Source organism: Parvularculales bacterium (assembly GCA_036881865.1).
Taxonomy (GTDB): domain Bacteria; phylum Pseudomonadota; class Alphaproteobacteria; order JAPOUT01; family JBAJNM01; genus JBAJNM01.
Window position 1 is genome coordinate 26757 of record JBAJNM010000004.1, and the last position, 18627, is coordinate 45383.

17 protein-coding genes are annotated in these 18627 nt (G+C 49.4%); 6 read left to right on the forward strand and 11 right to left on the reverse strand.

Translation table 11 applies throughout. The annotated features are described in order from the left end of the window. Positions 1-85: 85 nt before the first annotated feature. Positions 86-1201, reverse strand: coding sequence for a recombinase RecA (gene recA / locus V6Z81_01975; GenBank protein MEG9861263.1), 1116 nt, complete (start codon positions 1199-1201; stop codon positions 86-88). A gap of 525 nt (positions 1202-1726) precedes the next feature. Here recA and V6Z81_01980 point away from each other — a divergent pair. The 3 genes from V6Z81_01980 to V6Z81_01990 all read left to right on the forward strand — a co-directional run bounded on the left by V6Z81_01980 (position 1727) and on the right by V6Z81_01990 (position 4621). Next, positions 1727-2572 (forward strand): MoxR family ATPase, encoded by an 846-nt coding sequence (locus V6Z81_01980; GenBank protein MEG9861264.1) that lies wholly within the window; start codon positions 1727-1729, stop codon positions 2570-2572. A gap of 124 nt (positions 2573-2696) precedes the next feature. Then, on the forward strand, positions 2697-3887 hold the full coding sequence (locus V6Z81_01985) for a VWA domain-containing protein (GenBank protein MEG9861265.1): 1191 nt from the start codon (positions 2697-2699) through the stop codon (positions 3885-3887). Between the two features lie 20 nt (positions 3888-3907). Next, positions 3908-4621, forward strand: coding sequence for a hypothetical protein (locus V6Z81_01990; protein ID MEG9861266.1), 714 nt, complete (start codon positions 3908-3910; stop codon positions 4619-4621). 93 nt (positions 4622-4714) lie between these two features. Here V6Z81_01990 and V6Z81_01995 read toward each other — a convergent pair whose 3' ends face one another. Together V6Z81_01995 and V6Z81_02000 are read right to left on the reverse strand one after the other, a co-directional pair. Further along, on the reverse strand, positions 4715-5335 hold the full coding sequence (locus tag V6Z81_01995) for a class I SAM-dependent methyltransferase (GenBank protein MEG9861267.1): 621 nt from the start codon (positions 5333-5335) through the stop codon (positions 4715-4717). Positions 5336-5413: 78 nt separating this feature from the next. Next, positions 5414-6448, reverse strand: coding sequence for an NAD(P)/FAD-dependent oxidoreductase (locus V6Z81_02000; protein MEG9861268.1), 1035 nt, complete (start codon positions 6446-6448; stop codon positions 5414-5416). 196 nt (positions 6449-6644) lie between these two features. Between V6Z81_02000 and V6Z81_02005 the strand changes: the two genes are divergently transcribed. Continuing rightward, a complete protein-coding gene (locus tag V6Z81_02005; GenBank protein MEG9861269.1) occupies positions 6645-7559 on the forward strand; it encodes an MBL fold metallo-hydrolase in 915 nt (304 codons plus the stop codon). On the opposite strand, the gene hemA is transcribed toward V6Z81_02005, so the two are convergent. The 5 genes from hemA to pdxH all read right to left on the reverse strand — a co-directional run bounded on the left by hemA (position 7534) and on the right by pdxH (position 13250). Next, a complete protein-coding gene (gene hemA / locus V6Z81_02010; GenBank protein MEG9861270.1) occupies positions 7534-8802 on the reverse strand; it encodes a 5-aminolevulinate synthase in 1269 nt (422 codons plus the stop codon). The two genes, V6Z81_02005 and hemA, sit on opposite strands and share 26 nt — an antisense overlap. A 63-nt stretch (positions 8803-8865) precedes the next feature. Beyond that, a complete protein-coding gene (locus V6Z81_02015) occupies positions 8866-9549 on the reverse strand; it encodes a DUF1499 domain-containing protein (GenBank protein MEG9861271.1) in 684 nt (227 codons plus the stop codon). Between the two features lie 81 nt (positions 9550-9630). Further along, a complete protein-coding gene (locus tag V6Z81_02020; protein ID MEG9861272.1) occupies positions 9631-11271 on the reverse strand; it encodes a long-chain-fatty-acid--CoA ligase in 1641 nt (546 codons plus the stop codon). Between the two features lie 403 nt (positions 11272-11674). Continuing rightward, positions 11675-12610, reverse strand: coding sequence for a cation diffusion facilitator family transporter (locus V6Z81_02025; protein MEG9861273.1), 936 nt, complete (start codon positions 12608-12610; stop codon positions 11675-11677). A gap of 7 nt (positions 12611-12617) precedes the next feature. Next, positions 12618-13250, reverse strand: a complete 633-nt coding sequence (pdxH, locus tag V6Z81_02030) for a pyridoxamine 5'-phosphate oxidase (protein ID MEG9861274.1) — start codon at positions 13248-13250, stop codon at positions 12618-12620. Positions 13251-13519: 269 nt separating this feature from the next. On the opposite strand from pdxH, the gene fabI reads away from it, so the two are divergent. Beyond that, the gene (fabI, locus tag V6Z81_02035; protein MEG9861275.1) at positions 13520-14332 is read left to right on the forward strand and encodes an enoyl-ACP reductase FabI; all 813 of its coding nucleotides are present in this window, start codon (positions 13520-13522) and stop codon (positions 14330-14332) included. A 96-nt stretch (positions 14333-14428) separates the two neighbouring features. Then, positions 14429-15529, forward strand: coding sequence for a chorismate synthase (gene aroC, locus V6Z81_02040; protein MEG9861276.1), 1101 nt, complete (start codon positions 14429-14431; stop codon positions 15527-15529). A gap of 12 nt (positions 15530-15541) precedes the next feature. Here the strand turns inward: aroC and dxs are convergent, their stop codons facing one another. The 3 genes from dxs to V6Z81_02055 are packed head-to-tail and all read right to left on the reverse strand — an operon-like array spanning position 15542 to position 18572. Next, complete coding sequence (gene dxs / locus V6Z81_02045; protein MEG9861277.1) at positions 15542-17458, reverse strand: 1-deoxy-D-xylulose-5-phosphate synthase; 1917 nt, start codon at positions 17456-17458, stop codon at positions 15542-15544. A 17-nt stretch (positions 17459-17475) separates the two neighbouring features. After that, a complete protein-coding gene (locus V6Z81_02050) occupies positions 17476-18303 on the reverse strand; it encodes a polyprenyl synthetase family protein (GenBank protein MEG9861278.1) in 828 nt (275 codons plus the stop codon). Further along, a complete protein-coding gene (locus V6Z81_02055) occupies positions 18303-18572 on the reverse strand; it encodes an exodeoxyribonuclease VII small subunit (protein ID MEG9861279.1) in 270 nt (89 codons plus the stop codon). Before V6Z81_02055 ends, V6Z81_02050 begins: the two co-directional genes overlap by 1 nt. Between the last annotated feature and the right edge of the window lie 55 nt (positions 18573-18627).

Below are 18627 nucleotides of genomic sequence, written 5' to 3' on the forward strand. Positions count from 1 at the left end.
CCTACCCGCACCATTCAATAGGCGCAGAGCCTACGTTAAACCATTTACTGGTCTAAGTCAGGTTTTCCAAGAACCAGGAACCTTGCTAGGCGATGGAGGTTTTCTCTTCTTCGCCTTCGCCAGTCTCTTCCTCCGTAGCAGGAGCCTCCAGGATTGTCTCATCTAAAAGACCCGCATTCTGGCGAATAGCCACAGTCAACCGCTCCGCCATCTCCGGATTTTCCGTCAAGAAAGTCTTAGCATTCTCACGCCCCTGACCAATGCGCTGACTATCATAAGAATACCAAGAGCCGGATTTCTCAACCACGCCGGCCTTAACGCCCAAGTCAATCAGTTCACCGACAAAGGAGATGCCTACACCGTACATAATATCGAACTCAACAGTTCTAAAGGGAGGGGCCAATTTATTTTTCACAACCTTCACGCGGGTTTGATTGCCGACGATTTCATCGCGCTCTTTGATGGCACCTATGCGGCGAATATCCAGCCGCATAGAAGAGTAAAACTTAAGAGCGTTCCCTCCTGTGGTGGTCTCCGGGCTCCCAAACATGACACCAATTTTCATGCGAATCTGGTTGATGAAAATAACGGTGCATCTGGATTTTGAAATAGAGGCAGTTAGTTTCCGTAAGGCCTGACTCATCAACCGCGCTTGCGAACCAGGGAGGCTATCGCCCATTTCGCCATCTAGTTCAGCCCGTGGTGTGAGGGCGGCAACAGAATCTACAACGACAACGTCCACCGCACCTGAGCGTACCAGCGTGTCGGTGATTTCCAGTGCCTGCTCGCCGTGATCTGGTTGTGAAATCAGTAATTCATCCAAATCAATGCCAAGTTTGCGGGCATAAGCCGGATCCAGCGCGTGTTCGGCATCTACAAAGGCGCACACGCCGCCAGTCTTTTGCGCTTCTGCTACGATATGCAGAGCCAGTGTTGTTTTGCCGGATGACTCCGGCCCGTAAATCTCAACTACACGCCCTCGTGGCACACCTCCAATACCTAAGGCTATATCAAGCCCCAGCGAGCCGGTTGGTATGGTTTCAATCTCTATCTGAGAACCACTCTGTCCAAGTTTCATCAAAGAGCCTTTGCCAAAAGCACGTTCAATCTGGCTTAAAGCGGCATCCAGAGCCTTCTTTTTGTCATTCATGTTTGTATCATCAACAAGGTGTAAATCTGTACGAGTGCTAGAACGGGACATGGGGTCTCTCCTCTTATTACATAGCTGGGACGATGCGTAAAACTATCTCCGCATGAGCTTTTTGTACACTTTTTGTTCTCCATTGTCAACACGCCTAACCTATTGAAAAAAAATAAGTAATTAAAAATGTTCCAGATATGTTCTTGTTATGCTGCATCCGGACGGAGATTTTACGCCCCTGGCCAATTATCTGATTCCCAACCCCTCACTTTCCGGCATACCCCACGTTCACTTTGAACATCGGAGACTGAACGGTTTAGATAACAAAGACACCCCCCACTCATCATCGTCCGAAAAAATTGGAAAACTCTCCCAAACATTTAAGACTCCAACACCCATGTGCTGATTGTATATAATATATACGTTCGGATTCTGTAATCTCTCCTCCCGCACCGGATAGTAGCACCCACACAACCCACACACACGATTTCTCCTTGGCGGAGGGAGCAGGCTAGGATAAAGTGCCGCCTGATAATAATCATACGGCTAAATGACCATTAAAATGACCATTAACAGGAAATCTCAATGAAGTTTGAAGGTACAAAAAATTACATTGCTACAGAAGACCTGCGCGTTGCAGTAAACGCCTCTATCACCCTTGAGCGGCCCTTGCTCATCAAGGGTGAACCGGGAACGGGTAAAACCGTACTGGCAGAAGAGGTCGCCAAATCGCTGGGTCTTGACCTCCTCACCTGGCATATTAAATCCACTACCAAGGCTCAGCATGGTCTTTACGAGTATGATGCCATCACGCGTCTGCGGGACTCGCAACTAGGCGACGAACGCGTCAAGGACGTGAAGAACTATATCCATCGTGGCCGCCTTTGGGATGCCTTTGATGCCTCCTCACGCCTCGTTTTACTGATTGACGAAATTGATAAAGCAGACATTGAGTTTCCCAACGACTTGCTACAAGAACTGGACCGCATGGAGTTTTTCGTCCATGAGACAGGCGAGACTATCCACGCCCGTCAACGTCCCATTGTCATCATCACCTCCAATAACGAAAAAGAACTACCGGATGCCTTCCTGCGGCGGTGCTTCTTCCATTACATAAGATTTCCCGATACAGAAACCATGCAGCAGATTGTTGATGTCCACTTTCCGGGACTCAAATCCAGGCTTGTAGCCGAAGCCCTCAAGGTGTTTTATGAAATCCGTGAAGCGCCCGGCCTTAAGAAAAAGCCCTCCACCTCAGAACTACTAGACTGGCTTAAACTGCTACTCAGCGAAGATATTTCTCCGGAGATTTTGCGCGAGCGGGACCCCACGAAGTTGATACCACCTCTTCACGGTGCTCTGCTCAAAAACGAACAAGACGTTCACCTGTTTGAACGCCTTGCCTTTCTCGCCCGAAGGGAGAGAAATTAGAAAACTGTTGAAGTTTTAAAGCAACGCACCATTCATGGAAGAGCGAACTTGACACAGAACCAGAGAAATCATCATTATTGTGGATGGTTCGTATATAGCTTGGATTATGGCGTAGGGGTATCCTATGTTTGTTGACTTTTTCCATGAATTGCGTCGTGCCAGTGTGCCGGTCTCCCTGCGGGAATACCTAACCCTGCTGGAGGCGGTAGACGCCGATATCATTCACCGCAACGTAGAGGACTTCTACTATCTCTCCCGTTCGGCACTGGTAAAAGACGAACGCAACCTAGACCGCTTTGACAGAGTGTTTTCCCATGTCTTCCGAGGGCTGGACTCCCCGGATAATGATGAAGTTGCCGAAATCCCTGAAGAATGGCTCAAAGCCCTCACGGAAAAATTTCTTACCGAAGAAGAAAAAGCAGAAATTGAATCTCTCGGTGGCTGGGAAAAAATCATGGAGACTCTGCGCAAGCGTCTTGAAGAGCAAGAAAAACGTCACGAAGGCGGCAATAAATGGATAGGAACCGGCGGCACCTCTCCCTTTGGCGCTCAGGGCTATAACCCGGAAGGTGTGCGCATCGGTCAGGAGAAAGGCCGTCACGGCAAGGCCATTAAAGTTTGGGACAAGCGGGAATACCGCAACCTTGACGACACAGTGGAACTCGGAACCCGCAACATCAAAATGGCTCTGCGTCATTTGCGTCGATTTGCACGGGCAGGCGCACCGGAAGTGCTGGATTTGGATGATACCATCCGCTCAACTGCCAACTCGGGCTATCTGGATATCAAACTTATACCGGAACGGCGCAATGCTATTAAAGTTTTGCTGTTTTTTGATATCGGCGGCTCCATGGATGGCCACATCAAACTATGTGAGGAACTCTTTTCTGCTGCGCGGATGGAATTCAAAAACATGGAGTATTTCTACTTCCACAACTGCCTCTATGAAGACGTCTGGAAGGATAATCGACGGCGATATTCGGAAAAAATACCAACATGGGATGTGCTCCACAAATATCCGTCCGACTACAAAGTAATCTTCGTAGGCGACGCCAGTATGAGCCCCTATGAAATCACATACGCAGGAGGCTCTGTAGAGCACTGGAATGAAGAACCGGGCGGCCTATGGATTGACCGCGTTGCCCAGACTTACGAAAGCGTTGTATGGCTTAATCCGGTGGCGACAAAACACTGGGATCATACGCCGTCCATTCAGCTAATCCAGCAACTGATCGGAGATCGCATGTTTCCTCTCACCCTTGGTGGTCTGGATGAAGCCATGCGAGAACTACGCCGCCATAACACTTTAGGATAAATCTGAAGAAGTACTTTCATATGATAGATATTAATTTTAATGTTTTTTCTGATACGCCTGAGGGAAAAGATCCGGATTCTCATAGTCCTACACTTAGAAAGTATCATCAAATTCTATGGAATAAAAAATTACCTAACGGTAAGAATTTTAAATTAGATCTTGATACCCCAAAATTACTTCACCACAAATCAGATTTAGGGGAATTTTATTTATCAAGTGATCAGATCACAAATACTTATAGTGACGTAAAAAAGATGTCACATATAATCAATCAACTCACGCATGATGAAATCAATAGTTTTTCTTCTATTCGTGCCACAATTGCAGGACATATGATTTTTCCATCAAAAAAAATTGATAACAAAATGACAATTAATGGCGCTAGAGGATGGGATCGTAAAATACAAGATAGATTTGATCTTACCTTAGAATGTATCAGACTTTTTTATATGAAAAAAAGCAGTCCATTAAGTGACGTATTTCAGCGTTATTCCTCTTTCTTTTTACTCTTTGATAATTTTAAAGGGTATGTGGATTTTTTTCTTTTACAAGATTTAGTTGATCAAGATTATGCCTCAATCAAGTTTTGGCATCCTTTTACTGGTTTTCAAGATTCTCCACTGCCCCAAAATGCATCAGAGTATCGTGAGTATAGAAATAGAGTTATAAAACTTTTAAATGGACGAAATCAAAGAGTTTTAGAATTTTGTAGGAATATGCCTACCGCTCAATAATCTGTCCCTATGGTTTGATCCAGTTTAGATTTTAATTATAGTGTCATACATGCTTCTTAGCGTATGCCAACCATCACTAAAATATTTACTACATTAACGAGCCATAGCCACTCCCCAATAATTAAATCCGGCAAAGCGGGGTGTTGAGGGCAGGTACATAGTCTCCATGGACTCTGCTTTGAAGCCATTGCCCTCTATAAGATTAGGAATATTTCGATTAAGATGACATCCGCCCGCAATACGACGCCATAAAGGCGTTATGCGAGACTGCCAACGACGCACATTTTCATCCGGTGCACGGCCATGTTCGCAAAAAACCAGACGACCGCCCGGCTTTAACACTCTACGCATTTGATCAAGGGCTTTTTCAGGTTCCGGAATAGTGCACAAGGTGTAGGTTAGCATTACGGTGTCAACGCTGTCGTTTTCCAGAGGAATTTCTTCTCCCGGAAGACCTATAAACTCCACGTCAAAAGAAAGCTCCTCTGCACGTTTTTTGGCCATCGCTCTTAACTCACCAGACGGGTCAAGACCTATAACCCGATTAATCCGTGCCGCATCATAAAACGGCAAATTAAGCCCCGACCCAATACCAACCTCCAGCACTAGCCCCTCTGCCAGAGGTACAACTTTCTGACGTTGATAGCGCACCGGCTTGCTACCACAAGCCAAATCAAGAACATGCGGTAATATCCAGCGTTGATAAATCCCCATCGTCCCGTCTCCTTTTCTGTCTTTCAGTGCACTCTTTAGAACACGTACAAGTCCGGAAGGCTAAACAATAGAGACACTCTAAGCCACCCCTAATTTTTTCTTGAGGCTGGTAGACGATGTTGTGTACTGAAAAGTAAGACGCTTATCAGGATAAACATAAGAAAATGCCTTCTGCGCCATAAGGGCAGCCTCATGAAAACCGCTTAAAATGAGTTTGAGTTTGCCCTCATACGTATTGATGTCACCTATAGCAAACAAGCCGGAGCGGTTGGTTTCAAAGGCTGCCGTATCTACAGGGATAAGGTTTTCATGAAGGTTGATACCCCAGTCAGCAATTGGCCCCAACTTCATGGTCAAACCATAAAATGGCAACAGAGTATCGCACTCAAGGGTCACGTCTCCGCTATCTTTTGTGGCAATCGTCACCCCTGTAAGCGCGCCCCCTTCTCCATTCAGAGTTTTAATCTGACCGATGTGCAAAGCAACTTTTCCGGCCTCAACCAGCGCCCTCATCTTATTGATGGAATCAGGCGCAGCCCGAAACTCATCCCGCCGGTGCAACAGTGTTATCTCTTCAGACACCGGTGTCAGGGTCAGGAGCCAGTCCAGTGCTGAATCACCACCACCGGAAATTAAAATACGCTTCCCCCGAAAGGCTTCAATTTGGCGCACCGCATAAAAAACCGACTGCCCTTCATACTCTTCAATGCCCACAATAGGTGGCTTCTTAGGCTGAAAACTACCTCCACCCGCCGCAATAACCACCACCGGTGCTTCAAAGACCTCTCCCTCATCGGTCACAACCCGCCATCCGCCATCGGGTTTTTCCGTAAGCTCTGTCAACATGCGATGGTAATGATAGACCGGATTAAACGGCGCGGACTGCTCCAACAACCGATCTGTTAACTCCTGACCCGTTACCACCGGCAAGCCCGGAATGTCATAAATAGGTTTTTCCGGATAAAGTTCCGCACACTGTCCGCCAGGTCTGTCCAGAACATCAATTACATGGGCTTTCATATCCAAAAGCCCCAGTTCAAAGACAGCAAAAATCCCCACAGGTCCAGCGCCAAGGATAATAACATCTGTCGTTGTAGGTTTTTTTGCATCCATGCTCATGATCCTCTACAAACATTATTACACATTATTAGTGTTAATTATACTATTTCCCACTTTCAAACTGTTTATACAGCGAAAACCTTCTCACTTCAAGACTCCTTTGGATACCTCTCACCTTACACCCCAGAGATAGGTGTTTACGTGGCCTATCCATGCCATACTCACAGGCAAATAGAGGAGTATATACACCATGGTCGCCTCCATTCCTTTCGTGCGTGACATTAACTTTGAATATGGCCGATGCGATAGGCTATCACCTCTCATTCGACGAGTGATTGCCAACAATCCCGGCCCGTTTACCTATACAGGAACCGGCACTTATATTATTGGCGAGGGAGAGGTTGCCGTCATTGACCCGGGCCCGCTTCTTGATGAACACATTGACGCTATTATGGCTGCCCTCGGCCCTAACGAGCGCATCACGCATATTCCTATCACTCATACCCATAGCGACCACTCTCCGGCGGCAGCGCCCCTTAAAGAGCGCACCAGTGCTTTGACCTGTGGATTCGGTGCCCATGGTCAAAAGCGTAGCAGCGATGAAACTGTGAGCACTCACGAAGAAGGGATTGATGGGGAGTTTACACCTGACGTGATTATGCAGGATGGCGATAGCATAAGTGGTGCGGGTTGGACGTTAGAAGCTGTCCACACACCAGGTCATACATCCAATCATTTGTGCTTTGCCCTGCGTGAAGAAAAGGCTCTGTTTTCAGGAGATCATGTTATGGGCTGGTCAACAAGCGTCATTGGCCCGCCAGATGGCAATATGCAGCACTATATGGCCTCGCTTCAGCGCTTGCTGTTACGTGATGATGTTATTTTCTGGCCCACTCACGGCCCGCCCATCACCGACCCAAAAAACTTTGTGCAAGCATTTATTGCTCATCGTGAAGAGCGTGAAGCTCAAATCATGGCGCGCCTTGAGGCAGGCGATAATCTCATCACCGATATTGTAGCTGCCCTCTATCAGCACGTAGACAAACGCCTCCATGGCGCTGCCGCCTATTCGGTTCTAGCCCACATGGAACATTTGGTAGCCAAGCAACAAGTGTTATGTGAAGACACGCGCCTCGGCCTTAAAAGCCACTACCGGTTGCCTTAAGGGGCACACACACCGCACTGCTTTCTTCGCTAACCTCCCACAACCCCATCTCGTGCCATAGTGATGCCAGAGCATTTACCAGATGTTCCATCAGTCCATCATTATGGAGAGGCGAGGGCGTTAAACGAATACGTTCTGTGCCCCTTGGCACTGTTGGATAATTGATAGGCTGCACATAAATGCCATGGTTCATCATCAACCTATCGCAGATAAGTCGGGTACGTTCAGGACAACCCACAATAACCGGCACGATATGAGTATCCCCCCTCATAAAGGGTATTCCCTCCTCGTGGAGCATCTCTTTTAAGCGCTCTGCCCGCTCCTGATTCTGAAGACGTAACCCATGGTTCTCACGCACATAGCGCACACTGGCCAGAGCCGCACCGGCAACCGAAGGTGGCAGAGATGTTGTGAAAATAAACTCCGGCGCATAGCCGCGTATAGCATCTACCAAAACCTCTGATGCGGTAATATATCCCCCCATGCAGCCAAACGCCTTGGCTAACGTGCCTTCAATAACATCAAAACGGTGCGCCACCCCATCCCGCTCTGAAACCCCGCCACCACGCTCTCCATAAAGGCCAACCGCATGAACTTCGTCTAAGTATGTCATGGCTCCATATCTGTCAGCCAAGTCACAAATATGCGGCAAGGGCGATATATCCCCATCCATAGAATAAACCGACTCGCAGACAATCAACTTTGCCCGCTCCGGCGGTACTCGCATCAAAAGATGCTCCAACGCCCCCATATCACGATGGGGATAGATGTGTTTTTCCACACCTGAACGACGAATGCCATCAATCATAGAAGCGTGATTCAATTCATCAGAAAAGACAACACAATCCGGCAACAGTTTGGCTATCACAGACAAGCTAGCCACATTCGAAACATAGCCCGACGTAAAAACCAACGCCGCTGCTTTGTCATGTAAAGACGCTAATTCTTGCTCCAATTCTACAATCATATGATGAGTACCGGAAATGTTGCGGGTGCCACCGGAGCCTACCCCCATGCACTGCACTGCTGTACAGGCGGCGTCCATGATGATTGGATTTTGTCCCTGTCCCAGATAATCGTTGGAGCACCAGACTACGACTTTGTCCGGACCGGCCCCATGATTACGGGCACGAGGGAAATCTCCCGCTATACGTTCAATATGGGCAAAGGTACGATAGCGGCGTTCATTATGCAGATCGTCAACAGCATTCTGAAATGATTGCTGATAGTGACTGGACTTCATCGGAGACGTTTCCTTTCTATTGGAGCTTTAATCTATGAGATTGGATAACCGGTTTCTATTGTCCTACGTCCCTAAACGCATGGTGAGAGCCGCAAAGATGTCCCGAATACGCCTCGCATTAGTTCCTAAATCACTTTCCCCCTGACGGGAGGCAGAACGGATGTCAACAATGGCTTCGCCATTGTCTCCTTCTCGCACCCGCACCACAACATCATCCTTAAACCCCATAATCGGCGTGATAGCTACCGCCTCAATGCTGCCCCGCGACGGCTCCGTCGCAATGATTTTCAACTCCATATCTGCAAGGGTCTCCAATGCAGCATCAAAGACTATGCCCGGGTGCCGAGAAATAAAAAGCGGAGATAAATCAGGATAACCCTCCATCTGCAAAGCGGCATCCTCTGGCGTTATAGTATTGACGACCTCATGGTCTGCTGGCCCCCGCATGGTGCGGGCAGTAACAAATTCGGGCGGCTCTGCAAGATCTGTAGAAATATCATGTATGGGGGGCACATCAAGCCCCCGCACCACAGCGCGAGCGGGCACGAACCCAACCACCATCGCTAAAATAATAGCAAGCACTGCCCGACGACGGTTCGCTGAGTCATGCACCAATCCCCATAGGCCCAAAACCAGACCCACAAGTGCTAACACAAAAACACCTGCTGCCAACCCTAGCACCGTTCCGAGGCCTACTCCCCCCGTGCGCATTAGCACTACCACCAGCACCCCTAACAGAAGTGCCATAATAGCACTCCTCAAAGACCATTGCGCGCTGAAGTTCATCTTGCTTGTATCTCTCATATATTATGCACCCCTCATCTCAGCTTATTCTGCCGCCTTAGCGGAGGGAAGTTGATGGTCCTTAAATTGCTCACGCAAGGCCGTCTTTTGTATCTTGCCTGTCGCCGTATGAGGGATTTCATTTACAAAAACTACGTCATCTGGTATCCACCATTTGGCGATTTTACCCTCCATGTAGCCGAGAATATCGTCCGACGAGACGTTAGAGCCCTCCTTGCGGACAACAATCAGCAAAGGCCGCTCATCCCATTTAGGATGTAAGATGCCAATAACCGCCGCCTCAACCACATCAGGATGCCCCACGGCGAGGTTCTCCAACTCAATGGAGGAAATCCACTCACCACCAGACTTAATTACATCCTTAGAGCGGTCCGTAATCTGCATAAAGCCAAGTTCATCAATGGTTGCCACATCGCCAGTATCAAACCAGCCATCTTCATCTAGAATCTGACCACCCTCACCTTTTAGGTAGCTTCCAGAAATAGCCGGCCCACGCACCATAAGATGCCCAAAAGCCTTGCCATCCCAAGGCAGTTCCTTACCATCATCATCGGTGATTTTCATCTCCACCGTATACATAGCGCGGCCCTGCTTTAATTTGACATCCATACACTCATCAAAAGATAGGTTTTCCATGCCCCGCTTGAAGCCCGCCATAGTACCAATGGGAGACATTTCCGTCATGCCCCACAAATGACGCACTTCCACTTCATAGTTACGCTCAAAAGCCTCCAACATAGAGCGGGGTATGGCTGATCCCCCAATCGCTACCCGACCAAGATGGGGCAATTTGAGATTATTGGCCTCCAGATGCTGCATCAACATCATCCATACCGTTGGCACAGCAGCGGTCATGGTGACTTGTTCTGTATCCAAGAGTTCATAAATGCTGGCACCATCCATATTGGCTCCTGGCATTACCAGTTTGGAGCCCCCAGCAGGAGCCGCAAACGCAATACTCCAAGCATTAGCATGAAACATAGGCACCACAGGCATCACAGAATCCACGCTGCGCAGACCTATAGCATCTGCTGCATTGGCCGCCAGAGTATGAATGACATTAGAGCGATGAGAATACACAACCCCCTTGGGGTTACCTGTTGTTCCCGATGTATAGCAAATGCCACAGGCATCGTTTTCATCCCCCGTCACCCAGTCAAAATTGCCGTCTTCCGCCGCCAACAGATCTTCATAACACAGCACATTGGGGAGCGTTGTCTCCGGCATGTGTTCTTTATCTGTCATGATGATATAATGTTTGACAGCCGTCAGCCTGTCTTGAAATCCCTCAAAAATAGCCGTCAGATTGGCATCCAGAAAAATAACTTTGTCCTCAGCATGATTGATAATGTACACCAGCTGATCAGCAAACAACCGCGGGTTCAGCGTATGACAGACAGCCCCCGCTCCCATAATGCCATACCAGACTTCCATGTGACGCCAGGTATTCCAAGCCATGGTGCCGAGAGCATCCCCTTTATTGATACCAAGCCTGACCAAGGCCTGCGATACCTTCCGAGCACGCAGATGCATGTCGGCGTATGAGCAACGATGTATCGGCCCCTCCAGAGAACGAGTTACAATTTCTCCTGTGCCATGATGAAGATGTGCATGATCCAGAATAGTATGCACCCGTAATGGCCAATCCTGCATTAAGCTTTTCATGATCTCTCTCCTGCTCTTCTTCTCCCGTGGTTACCCGCTTTTGGGTATCTCACCTGAAAAGGGCAACCCTCCCAATAGTGTATCGCCATTTACAATCTCCCGCAAATATTCCCACAATGGGCCTTAGATTGCAGAAAGAACGGAGGACAACTTATGGGGTAGAGTGGTATTATTGGAGCGAAGCGACGCTAGCGCGGGCCGTTTGCGACGGAACAGACGATATCTCGCAAACTGCTAGGGCATGGCTGGCCCGCCTCGAAGAGAAAAAAGACGCCCTAGAAGCTGTTATTGTCACTGTCCTGAGGAAGTTTGCCGCAAGGCTGATGAGGTTGATGCGATACCGCACAAAGGCATCGGTCAGGGTCCACACATTGTATAATGGATAACCCGTTATCTGTTGTACCTATACTTTCTCTAGACCAGAAATATGCTCCACCCCCAGAGGGTCTTGGTGTATCAACACCTCCGCTTTGGGATACGCTGCCATCACCCTCTCTTCAACTTCGTCCGATATCTGGTGCGCCTCCAAAATAGAAAGATCCGGCACCAACTCTATATGAAACTGAATAAATTGCCGTTGACCCGCACTCCGAGTGCGCAAATCATGCAAGCCTTTTACATCGCCATGGCCCAGCACAAGAGATTTAATCTGCGCTCGATCATCATCAGGCAGTTCGCGGTCCATGAGTTCATCCCACGATTGACTTATAATGCGCCACGCCCCCCAGATGATAATAAACGCAATCACAAGACCAAAAAACGGGTCTACCAGCGTCAGACCGAACCAGACGGACAAGACGATAGAAACAATCACCGCAATATTAACCATAAAGTCGCTCATATAGTGCAGATGATCAGCACCGATGGCCAACGAGCGGGTCAAACGGATGACATGGCGCTGATACAACACCAGCCCCAAAGTGGCTAAAGTTGACACCCCCATAACCCCAAGGGCCAACCCGGGATAGACAACAGGGTGAGGGTTAAGAAGACGCTCTGTTGCCTCACCGATAATCCAGATGGCTGACAGAGCTACCAGCAAAGACTGACCCAACCCCGCCATGGCCTCTGCCTTGCCATGACCAAAACGATGCTCCTCATCAGCCGGTGTTAAGGCATGACGCACCGCTACCAAATTGACTACAGAGGCTGCCATATCCAACCCCGAATCCAGCAGAGAGGCCAAAATAGCGACAGAATCTGAAAACCACCACGCCAGCGCCTTAAATGTAATCAAACAACAAGCCACCAAGATCGCTAACACCGTTGCGCGGCGCATCAAGATGGCAGCTTTTTCCGAACTAACAGAATTGGCAGGGCTGGCAGGATAAGACGTCATGAGGATATTATGGATAAAGCCGTGTTTTGTACCACGGCTGCTCAGCAGTGTCGCGGGTGAACAGTAGCCGATCATGAAGACGATGCCGCTTGCCGACCCAAAACTCAATAGAGGTGGGTACAAGCCTAAAACCGGACCAGTATGAGGGACGCGCAATATTACCCACCGCAAAGCGGGCAGTGTAAAGAGCAACCTGCTTTTCTAACTCCAGCGGCTTGGCAATAGGACGGGATTGAGGAGAAGCCCACGCCCCTATTCGGCTACCACGGGGACGAGTAGCAAAATACGCATCTGCCTCTCCATCACTCACCGACACCGTATGACCTCGCACCCGCACCTGTCGGCGCAAACTCTTCCAGTGAAAACACAACGCCGCCCGTGGTATATGCCCCAACTGAACCCCCTTAGCGCTCTCTAGATTGGTATAAAAAACAAACCCTCCCTCACCTACCTCTTTCAAAAGCACCATGCGAGCATCAGGCATGCCTGCTTCATCCACCGTTGCAAGGGTCATGGCTCCAGAGTCATTGAGCTCAGAAGCCTCCGCCTCCGACAGCCAAGACCGAAACAAGGTAAAGGGATTATCCGCCTCTACCTTCTCGTCCGGTGGCGACGATATAGACGTTTTTTGCTCACTCATTTCTGCTTCTCATGATTGATGCGGCCGCTCTGTTCCTATATAATGCGTCCATCTTCACCCATACAAGCAAGGAGTGGACGATAATATTATTATGTACCTATGGTCAGATATGTGACAAGCAGCAAAAACGGTAAATCTCTGGATAAAGAAGACAGACTCTATATACCCAGACCACCACTACCGGAGAAACACAAAGCGCCTATGGCACCACTTGCCATCAGCTGGGTGGAGAGTGGAAAATCATAAGTTAATACAGAAGGAAGTATCCTATGAGCCGACAAAACGGCTTAATGACCGGAAAACGTGGACTAGTGATGGGCGTTGCTAATAATCGCTCTATCGCTTGGGGCATTGCTAACGCTTGCGCTCAAGAAGGTGCCGAACTAGCCTTTACCTATCAAGGTGAACCACTAGGTAAGAGGGTGCGACCTCTTGCAGAAAGCATGGGTACGAGCCTCGTGTTACCGTGTGATGTCACCGAGGATGATGCGTTGGATGCAACCTTTGAAACGCTCAAAAAGGAATGGGGCGAGATTGACTTCATTGTCCATGCCATAGCTTATGCGGGTAAAGATGAACTTGAGGGCCGCTATGTGGACACAACCCTGAATAGTTTTCTTACCAGCCTGCATATCTCTTGTTATTCATTCACGGCTGTGTGCCAACGTGCGCAATCGTTGATGTCTGAGGGAGGTTCCCTACTCACTTTATCTTACTATGGTGCCGAGAAAGTTATCCCCCACTACAACGTCATGGGCGTGGCCAAGGCAGCCCTAGAGGCCAGCATACGGTATCTGGCTACCGACTTAGGGCCTCAGGGCATCCGCGTTAATGGTATTTCTGCGGGCCCAATTAAAACACTAGCGGCGTCCGGTGTTCGCGATTTTCGCTACATCCTGAAATGGAACGAATATAACTCTCCCCTAAAACGCACAGTCACCATAGAAGACGTAGGCAATGCTGGTGTTTATCTGTTAAGCGATTTAAGCCGTTCGGTCACAGGGGAAATTCACCATGTGGACTCCGGCTATCATGTTGTCGGTATGAAAGCCGAAGACGCACCTGATATCTCCACCGTGTAAAAAACAACGATTCTGGCCAGTGGTTGCCCCATACTTCCTTGTGTTAAGGTATGTTAAGGTACGTTGCTCCAACTAACCTCACACTCCCTATTCATCATGTCGCATAACAGTTTTGGGCATCTTTTTCGAGTTACCACATGGGGTGAATCCCACGGGATCGCGCTCGGGTGTGTGGTGGATGGCGTACCTCCCCGTCTGCCTATTAGCGAGGATGATATTCAATTCTGGCTTGAGCGCCGTCGCCCAGGGCAATCTCGCCATACCAGCCAACGCCAAGAATCTGACAAGGTAGAAATCCTATCAGGGGTGTTTGCCGACGATAAAACCGGTGAAACTCTCACAACCGGCGCGCCCATCTCTCTTATTATTCGCAATGAAGACCCACGCTCAAAAGATTACAGCGAGATTGCCGATAAGTTTCGTCCCGGGCATGGCGATTACACATGGTTGAAAAAATATGGCATCCGTGATTATCGCGGTGGCGGACGTGCCTCGGCGCGAGAGACAGCCGCACGGGTAGCGGCGGGCGCCATTGCGCGCAAAATTATCCCTGAGGTTGTTGTTCGCGCTGCACTGGTTGGTATCGGGCCCCACAGAATCAATCGCGATAATTGGGACTGGACCGAGATCGAGCGCAACCCATTTTGGTGTCCGGATGCTATCGCTGTACCGGATTGGGAAACTTTTCTAGATGAAACCCGAAAAGCCGGTTCGTCGTGTGGGGCCTTAATAGAAGTTGTAGCTTCCGGTGCACCAGTAGGATTAGGCGCTCCCCTTTACGGCAAACTGGATACGGACATTGCCGCGGCCCTGATGAGCATCAATGCGGTGAAAGGTGTTGAAATTGGCGATGGCTTTGCCGTAGCGAACCTTACCGGCACACAAAATGCCGATGAGATGCGCATGAGTGACGATGGCAAGCCGGTCTTTTTGTCCAACCACGCCGGAGGCATTTTGGGGGGTATTTCAACAGGTCAGGATATTGTAGCCCGTCTTGTAGTTAAACCCACGTCTTCTATTCTAACACCACGGCGTACCATTACCCGTAATGGCGAGGAAACCACCATCACCACTCGTGGCCGCCATGACCCGTGTGTTGGTATTCGTGCAGTACCAGTAGCAGAGGCTATGGTAGCCTGTGTTCTTGCCGATCATTTGTTGCGCCATCGCGGACAAATGGGGTCTGACGCGCTTTAAGTAATAGGCACCCTAGGCAATGGAAGGGAGTGTATCTGTGTTGCGACCCAGCACATCTAAGGCACACTGAACAACATCGGATGCTGTCAAACCTGCCTCCTCATACATACGTGCCGGGGTATCATGGTCAATAAACCTATCTGGCAAATATAACGTCCGCACTTTGGCCGCACCACCATCCAAAATCCCTTGGGCTGCAAAAAACTGCAATACATGAGCTCCAAAGCCCCCCGACGCTGACTCTTCAATGGTAATCAGCGCTTCATGATGAAGCGCCAAACGCATCAGTAATTCTTCATCCAAAGGTTTGGCAAAACGGGCATCCGCCACCGTAGCACTCACCCCATGGGCTGCCAACATATCAGCTGCCATAAGCGCTTCTGCGCATCGTGCCCCATAGCTAACAATGGCCACTGACATACCCTCTCGCAAAATGCGGCCCTTGCCGATCTCAAGCGGCTTTCCTCTCTCTGGCAACGCCACACCTGTGCCCACCCCACGGGGAAATCGAAAAGCGCACGGACCCTCATCAAATAAGCTGGCGGTAGCAACCATGTGGCATAATTCTGCCTCATCGGCGGCAGCCATTAACACAAAGTTGGGCAAAGTGGACAAAAAAGCCACATCAAAAGACCCCGCATGGGTTGGACCGTCAGCCCCCACAAGACCAGCCCGGTCAATTGCAAACCGTACCGATAATTTTTGTATGGCTACATCATGTACGATTTGGTCATAGGCTCGTTGCAAAAACGTTGAATAAATCGCCGTAAAAGGTTTCAGCCCTTCTGTTGCCAGACCGGCTGCAAAGGTAACACCATGCTGCTCGGCAATACCAACATCAAAGCAACGTTCAGGAAAAACATCTGCAAAACGATCAAGCCCCGTGCCCGATGGCATAGCTGCCGTAATGGCTACAATTTTGTCATCACGGCGAGCCTCCTCAATCAAACTATCCGCAAACACCTGCGTATAGTTTGGCGCTTTTGCAGCTGCTTTGTGTTGTGCGCCGGTAACAACATCAAAACGTGTAACGCCATGATATTTATCATCTGCGGCCTCGGCAGGAGGGTAACCCTTACCTTTTTTAGTGACAACATGAACCAAGATAGGGCCTTCTTTAGAGAGTTTGGCATTGCGCAAAACCGGCAATAGATGATCTAGGTTATGACCATCCACCGGCCCTACATAATAGAAGCCCAACTCGCCGAACAATGTGCCGCCTGTAGCGAGACCTCTGGCATATTCCTCCAGACGGCGCATAGTCTCGCGCAAGCGATAAGGCAATTTGTCCACCCAGCGTCTAGCAAAACTTCTAAACCCCATATAAGGACGACCCGACAACAACCGCGCTAAATGAGCGCTCATAGCTCCCACAGGCGGTGCTATAGACATATCATTGTCGTTCAACACAACGACCAAGCGTGAGTCCATCGCACCAGCGTTGTTCATGGCCTCGTACGCCATGCCAGCACTCATGGCTCCGTCACCTATCACACAGATAATATTATTTTCCTCATGGTTTAAGTCTCGCGCCACCGCCATACCAAGGCCTGCCGATATGGACGTAGAAGAATGCGCCGCCCCGAAAGGATCGTAGATACTCTCCGCACGTTTGGTAAACCCTGAAAGTCCCCCACCCTGACGCAAACTGGTCATGGCTTCGCGCCGTCCGGTCAAAATTTTATGAGGGTAAGCCTGATGTCCGACATCCCACACAAGTCTATCTGTTGGTGTGTCAAACACATAATGAAGTGCGATCGTCAGTTCCACAACCCCTAAACCAGCCCCTAGATGACCGCCGGTTTGAGAAACAACGTCTATCAGTTCCTGACGTAGTTCATCGGCTAATTGCGGCAAATCACCTGCTGACACCTCACGCAAGTCAGCAGGCGAGGCAATTTTATCCAGAAGAGGTTTTTGAGTATACATAGATGAAGAGACTTGGTTTATTGCTCACGCATTATAGCGAAACGGGCGGCGGCCTGCAAAATATCCGCCCGCGCACCAAAACATTCAAGATGCGTTACAGCCTCGCTCACCAACTCAACCGCCCGCTCAAAGGGCGTTGTGCCGTCAGCATCCAGCCTATCATCGGCAATCTGAAACGCCCGACCAACACAAAGGCCAAAATCTCTCATTCTGATGCGGTTTATCTCATCCGCTCCCCCCACAATCGCTCCCGCCTCACAGGCAAATCCCATAAGAGCACCGGTTTTCAAAGACCCTATACGAGAATCATTGACCCTCTCCGCACCACCACTTGTTATATCCAGCATCTGTCCACCCATCATGCCGTAACCTCCACAGGCTACCGCTAGACCAGATACCAAAGCGCACCGAACAGAGGCATCATCATGGGTTGCCTCCTCACCTAAAACCTCAAATGCCAACGTAAGCAATCCATTACCTGCTAACAATGCTGCCGCTTTTCCGTATTGGCGGTGCACCGTGGGTTGCCCATGACGGACATCATCATTATCCATACAAGGCAAATCGTCATGGATAAGAGAGTAAGCGTGGACACATTCAACGGCAGCAGCTACCCGAAGAGCCCGCATGGGCGGCGCCCTAAACAAACGCGCCACACTCAAAGTCAAATGGGGTCTAAACCGCTTGCCCCCTCCAAGCACCCCATAGCGCATAGCCTCAAACAATGTATTGAGAGCATCCGGCATATCAGCAGGATGAGGCAACAGGCTTCCAAGGGTTTGCTCAACCGCCGCTACATCTTCATATCGTTGACGAACAAACGTCTCATCATCTTTCAAGGACATCACCCATCATCGTCAACCTCATCCAGTGCCTCTACCGATGGAGCACCAGATGAAGAGATCGTTATTTTTTCGACGCGACTGCGGGCGTTCGCCAACAATGTCTCGCAATGGGTCTTTAGCAATACGCCCCGCTCATAAGAGGTAATAGACTCCTCTAGCGCCACTTCTCCGCGTTCCATGCTATCTACAATATCCTCCAGCGCTTTGAGAGCATCTTCAAAACTCAAGGCGCGAATATCATCGGGAAGGGGGGGAGTCTTGCGGGGCATATCAATATCCTTTAGTCCAGCACCGTTGCAGGATGACGTAGTAGCTCAGTCAGGA

Excerpts from the sequence above, each read along its gene's own strand:
- recA (MEG9861263.1), bottom strand. The coding sequence starts at position 1,201 with ATGTCCCGTTCTAGCACTCGTACAGATTTACACCTTGTTGATGATACA.
- V6Z81_01980 (MEG9861264.1), top strand. The coding sequence starts at position 1,727 with ATGAAGTTTGAAGGTACAAAAAATTACATTGCTACAGAAGACCTGCGC.
- V6Z81_01985 (MEG9861265.1), top strand. The coding sequence starts at position 2,697 with ATGTTTGTTGACTTTTTCCATGAATTGCGTCGTGCCAGTGTGCCGGTC.
- V6Z81_01990 (MEG9861266.1), top strand. The coding sequence starts at position 3,908 with ATGATAGATATTAATTTTAATGTTTTTTCTGATACGCCTGAGGGAAAA.
- V6Z81_01995 (MEG9861267.1), bottom strand. The coding sequence starts at position 5,335 with ATGGGGATTTATCAACGCTGGATATTACCGCATGTTCTTGATTTGGCT.
- V6Z81_02000 (MEG9861268.1), bottom strand. The coding sequence starts at position 6,448 with ATGGATGCAAAAAAACCTACAACGACAGATGTTATTATCCTTGGCGCT.
- V6Z81_02005 (MEG9861269.1), top strand. The coding sequence starts at position 6,645 with ATGGTCGCCTCCATTCCTTTCGTGCGTGACATTAACTTTGAATATGGC.
- hemA (MEG9861270.1), bottom strand. The coding sequence starts at position 8,802 with ATGAAGTCCAGTCACTATCAGCAATCATTTCAGAATGCTGTTGACGAT.
- V6Z81_02015 (MEG9861271.1), bottom strand. The coding sequence starts at position 9,549 with ATGGCACTTCTGTTAGGGGTGCTGGTGGTAGTGCTAATGCGCACGGGG.
- V6Z81_02020 (MEG9861272.1), bottom strand. The coding sequence starts at position 11,271 with ATGAAAAGCTTAATGCAGGATTGGCCATTACGGGTGCATACTATTCTG.
- V6Z81_02025 (MEG9861273.1), bottom strand. The coding sequence starts at position 12,610 with ATGACGTCTTATCCTGCCAGCCCTGCCAATTCTGTTAGTTCGGAAAAA.
- pdxH (MEG9861274.1), bottom strand. The coding sequence starts at position 13,250 with ATGAGTGAGCAAAAAACGTCTATATCGTCGCCACCGGACGAGAAGGTA.
- fabI (MEG9861275.1), top strand. The coding sequence starts at position 13,520 with ATGAGCCGACAAAACGGCTTAATGACCGGAAAACGTGGACTAGTGATG.
- aroC (MEG9861276.1), top strand. The coding sequence starts at position 14,429 with ATGTCGCATAACAGTTTTGGGCATCTTTTTCGAGTTACCACATGGGGT.
- dxs (MEG9861277.1), bottom strand. The coding sequence starts at position 17,458 with ATGTATACTCAAAAACCTCTTCTGGATAAAATTGCCTCGCCTGCTGAC.
- V6Z81_02050 (MEG9861278.1), bottom strand. The coding sequence starts at position 18,303 with ATGTCCTTGAAAGATGATGAGACGTTTGTTCGTCAACGATATGAAGAT.
- V6Z81_02055 (MEG9861279.1), bottom strand. The coding sequence starts at position 18,572 with ATGCCCCGCAAGACTCCCCCCCTTCCCGATGATATTCGCGCCTTGAGT.